The organism is Vibrio sp. 10N.247.311.14 (assembly GCF_041467715.1).
Taxonomy (GTDB): Bacteria; Pseudomonadota; Gammaproteobacteria; order Enterobacterales; family Vibrionaceae; genus Vibrio; species Vibrio crassostreae_C.
Genome location: NZ_JBFSVE010000101.1, coordinates 1 through 4587, shown reverse-complemented (window position 1 = coordinate 4587; position 4587 = coordinate 1). Strand labels below are relative to the sequence as shown.

The following is a 4587-nucleotide window of genomic DNA, read 5'->3' as shown; positions in this document are numbered from 1 at the left end:
TTAAAATTACGATGGTAGCCTTTGAAGGCATCAGTGCTTTTCATCTCTCTGTGCCCTGTCTGGTGTTTCGAGATATCTTTTTCGGTCAGCCGGTTCGGTTTAACTTGAGGATCTGTAGCGAAAACAGCTTGCGGTTTGAAACAAGCTCTGGATTTGGTGTGGTGGTCGATAGCGATCTAAGTGCTACCCAAGAAGCCGATATTATAATTATTCCAAGCTGGCCAAATGACCTGCCAGAGCCAAGTGAGCGACTTCTAGAGGCGTTAATAGATCATCATGATAAAGGGAAGTTGCTGGTAGGGCTCTGCCTTGGTTCTTATGTTCTCGCGTGTGCTGGCGTTCTCGATGGCAAACGAGCCACAAGCCACTGGGCATTTACCGAACAATTTCAGCAGCAATTTCCTAAGGTGAATTTTGACCCAAACCCTCTATTTGTTGAACATGAGACTATCATCACCTCTGCTGGAGTAGCAGCTTCACTCGATTGCTGTCTGCACATAGTGCGCCGTTTGTGTGGTAGTGAGCTTGCGAATGATCTCGCTCGTAAGATGGTGACTGCACCATCTCGTAATGGTGGGCAGCAACAATACATACCAGCACCAGTCAACATAAAACCCCTCACAGAGACAAGTATTAACCTTGTGATTGAGCAGGTTGAGCAGAGTCTCAATCAGTCTCATTCACTAGATGAACTCGCTGAGCGCTGTGCGATGAGTAAACGTACCTTTACACGCCAGTTTAAATCCACCTATGGTTGTACATTTGGTGAATGGCTGCAAAATCGACGTTTGGTGTTTAGCCAACGTCTATTAGAAAACACGAAACTATCGATACCTCAAATTGCAGAGCAAGCGGGTTTTGGCTCTGACAGTGTATTTAGAAAGCACTTTAAATCTGCTTTTCATGTATCGCCGGTTCAGTGGCGCACGACTTTCAAGCAATAGAACTCATTTCATTGAGGGCATTTTTGCGTTACATGCTACCGCCAGCATACCTTTGGGCAGAAATGAGTTTCGGAAAAGTAAACATTAGCAAATCATGAATAACTACAGGCATGGCAAAGAGGAAAAAGTTTCAACGGTGTCTCCAATTGCTTTATTGAAATACTAGTACCTGATCCTGTACTGGAATCAGGTGATTGTTATGAGAGACAAAAGACAAGACATGACCCTATTGTTTCTAATGCTGAGTCACAAGCAGTTTTTTTCCATGCTCGATTAATCATTATCAGCATTACTGATAACTTAAGCGCGTTGCAGCAAATCGGTTAAGTAAAGTGTGCATGATGTAACACAGTAATAAAGTCGCTACGATGGCAACCAAAATACTGCTAATACGGTAAAGTGCACTATATATCAGATCGCTACCTGGGGTGAGGTATTGGCCAAATAAAATCCCTAGCGTGGTCATCGCTCCAAAGCCAACCCCAGCGCCGACGTTTTCTTTGACGTGTACTTGGCTAAATAGCATTAACCCAAACCATAAAACCGGCACGACTAAGATCAACAGCCCTGACCAATCATAAAGAAACAACTGGGCTAACACACCGAATGTCACTCCAAGAAAGGTACCTATCGCACGTTTAAGGGCATAATTTAATACCCCAGTAAAATGCATCGGATAAAGTAATAAAATTGTGGCAGCTTGCGCCGACATAGAGTCTTGCAGATTAAATATCTGGAACACGACAAAAGATGCTGTGGCGATAGTTGCCCCCAGTAATACTTCATGTCGCATTCGATTTACTGATTTTGCTGGTGGTTTTTGCAATTTTCTGGGTTCAACATCAGGGATTAACGAGACCATGATATAGGCGATAATGATTGCCAGTATTGTGGCGCCGAGATTAGCGCCGATGAGACCGTTTAGATCAGTATCAGGGTAACTGGCAAAATTAAGCATGATGCTCAGATTAAGTAAACTATTGGCACCATAAAGAAAAAAACTGCCGCGGGTCATGGCGGTAAAAAAGCCAACAAACACCCCAAAAATAATCAGGGTCATTAAGACTGGATGGCCACCAAATAAACCACCGATAACGCCTACCACTAATCCAGCTGTGACAGAAGACGCCAACACCTGCCGCGCGACATGGGCGGTGAACACAGGTGCTAGCCCTAGCAATACCATAGGGGTAACAGTATAAAACACCCCGTTACTAAAGCCGAACAGTTTGCACACAGTAAAGCCAATCGTGCCAGCAGTGGCAATACGTAGACATTGACGTAAATCATTGGCTGTCATGGGATTAAATCTTAGTAACATGATTGTTGCCTTGTGTCGCTGTAATATATTTAAAATAGCGCATCTATCAAATGTATGATGTTAATAGATATAGTGCAGCATACTGATGGCTTTAATCTGCCCATGAGCTAATAAGTTCAGCAAACTATTTTCTGGCATTATCTGCACCGTCGCCCGTGCCCCCGTTGGCAATGTTCTCATGACTTCGTCATTATCTAATTGTAAATGCAATCTCATTCTTTGGGCGTCACGGACCCAGCGATCAGATTGTTGCGGAGTCGCTAAACTGCCATTGGCATCGAACTGTCCGGCGCTAACCCCAGCATCAATACTGCTGACGTGGGCGCGATATAAACGGCCTGGTTCACCGTCAAACGCAACAAGGGCTTTAGATGAAATTGAGACATCTCGTAATGCCTTTTCTCTAAAATCAGCAATAATATCCACATCATCAGAAACAAGAGCCAGCAGTGGCTGGCCAATGGCCGCAAAGCCGCCGACCATGATTTGCAAGTTAGTAACTGTGCCGTCTTGATCCGCATGAACTTGGGTATAAGACAGGTTTAATTTGGCTTGGGCTAAGCGATTTTCGGCCTGACGTACTTTTAAGTTATTGTTACCGTAAACACCGCGGCTCACTTCTAATTGCTTTAAACGGGCTTGGGTTGCCAGCAAATTTGCTTCAGCCGCAGCGGCATCGCTGTCAGCTTGATCGCGTTGCTGTTGGGATACGCCATTAGTTTTGTACAGTGCATTAAGACGCTTTGCTTCGCTGCGTTTTTGTTGTGATGTGGTTTGGCTGGCATTGACATCAGCTTGCGCCGCTAACAAAGAGGCATCTAGCTCAGCGTTATCTTGCTGGACTTGCTCTAAAGCCAACTGCGCTTCATCTACCGCTAACTTATACGGTCTAGGATCTACTTCAAACAGTAATTCACCCTTGCTAACAACTTGGTTATTAGTGACAGCAATAGTTTTAATGCGGCCATTAACTTGTGGGGTAACCTTAGTCACAACCCGAGTTGCCATAGCCTGCGGCGTTAATGGCATAGTCGCATCAGCAAACATAAAGTAACCAAATACCAGCATAAAGCCTGCTAAGGCAATTTTTGTTAGCCGCGAAAATTGTTGATCTGGTGTCATATTTGTATTCACTTACTTGTCTGTCATTTTAGCTAATTTGGTTAACGCATTATTACCAATCAGATTAATTACTCTTTCAAACTCAGTAAGTTCTTCAGCGTTTATGCCTAAGAGCAATTGGCTACGGATATTGATAATTGTTACTTCAACTTTCGTTATTAAATCGAGTCCAGCAGGAGTCAAATTGACAAGTCTGGCGCGTTTATCATGGGGGCAACAGTGGCGTTCAATGAGCCCTTGCTGTTCTAATTGGGCTAAGGTGCGCATTAAAGAGGCCAGTTCAATTTCTAAGGCATTGGCTAATACTTTTTGACTGAGGTTGTCGCCTAATCGCCACAGTTTCCATAAGGCTGTCCAGCGTGGGTAAGTTAACTCTAAAGGGGCAAGTTCAATGTCAACAGCGGTGCGCCATAAGCGATGCAGACGCCCCAATTGTTCTGCCAGTGATAGCTCTTTCATATGGTCGAATTCTTTTTGCATCATGGTTCCCATTTACCTAGCGTGCTAACTATTATACTTGGTTAGCACGCTAAGTAAATTATTTTATACTATCAAAATCGCCTCATAAGCCTAAATCCCCTTAAAGTAATGAAAAAAAAGAATAAAAATGGAAGTGAAATAGGACATCCGATCTTTTACCAATAAATTTTAACCCAGCCAACCCAATCGCTGAGCCAGAAACACAGTAGATGACAAAAAATATTAGCTAACGCGCCCATTCAGTCACAAAATAAACGGAAGCGGAATTTTAAAGAAAAATATGTAGGATTTTTGAGATTTACAGGTGGCGTTGTTGAACAATTCCTCCCTAAGAGCGTAGTAACCCCAAGGGCTGCGAGCAATTAAGCCACTTCATTTCTTACGGGCATACCTAACAACGGGGGGGGGGGCAGGTCTTGCCTTTTGCCACTATACGGCTGACTCGTGAATAATGTAAGTCGAAGTGATTCCCTATTTGCTTTTGCGTATAGCCACCGCTATTAAATGCAGCAATAATGGCATCATTTCTACTAGGCGCTGAGTCTTGGTACTCCTTTAGCGAAAGAGGTTTAGCACGTCGCTGTTTTGCCGGAACCTCTTTGATATCTCCCTCTGCTAAATTCAAATTAGGAAGATGACTGTTCACAAACTCATCACTGCCTAGGGGCTTTGTTTCCTAAATCAGGGAACTAATGCTTAAAGCTACGATCAGATCATCTA

General features: G+C 43.7%; 4 protein-coding genes. 1 reads left to right on the top strand and 3 read right to left on the bottom strand.

Annotated features, from left to right (window positions below; translation table 11 throughout):
* The coding region (locus AB6F11_RS21460; RefSeq protein WP_372130719.1) for a GlxA family transcriptional regulator at positions 1-944 on the top strand (944 nt) is incomplete at its 5' end.
* Between the two features lie 289 nt (positions 945-1233).
* Here the strand turns inward: AB6F11_RS21460 and AB6F11_RS21455 are convergent.
* The 3 genes from AB6F11_RS21455 to slyA are packed head-to-tail and all read right to left on the bottom strand — an operon-like array spanning position 1234 to position 3867.
* On the bottom strand, positions 1234-2265 hold the full coding sequence (locus tag AB6F11_RS21455; protein WP_017059067.1) for a DUF2955 domain-containing protein: 1032 nt from the start codon (positions 2263-2265) through the stop codon (positions 1234-1236).
* A 60-nt stretch (positions 2266-2325) separates the two neighbouring features.
* Complete coding sequence (locus AB6F11_RS21450) at positions 2326-3387, bottom strand: HlyD family secretion protein (RefSeq protein ID WP_102393148.1); 1062 nt, start codon at positions 3385-3387, stop codon at positions 2326-2328.
* A gap of 12 nt (positions 3388-3399) precedes the next feature.
* Complete coding sequence (slyA, locus tag AB6F11_RS21445) at positions 3400-3867, bottom strand: transcriptional regulator SlyA (RefSeq protein ID WP_017059069.1); 468 nt, start codon at positions 3865-3867, stop codon at positions 3400-3402.
* Positions 3868-4587 lie beyond the last annotated feature (720 nt).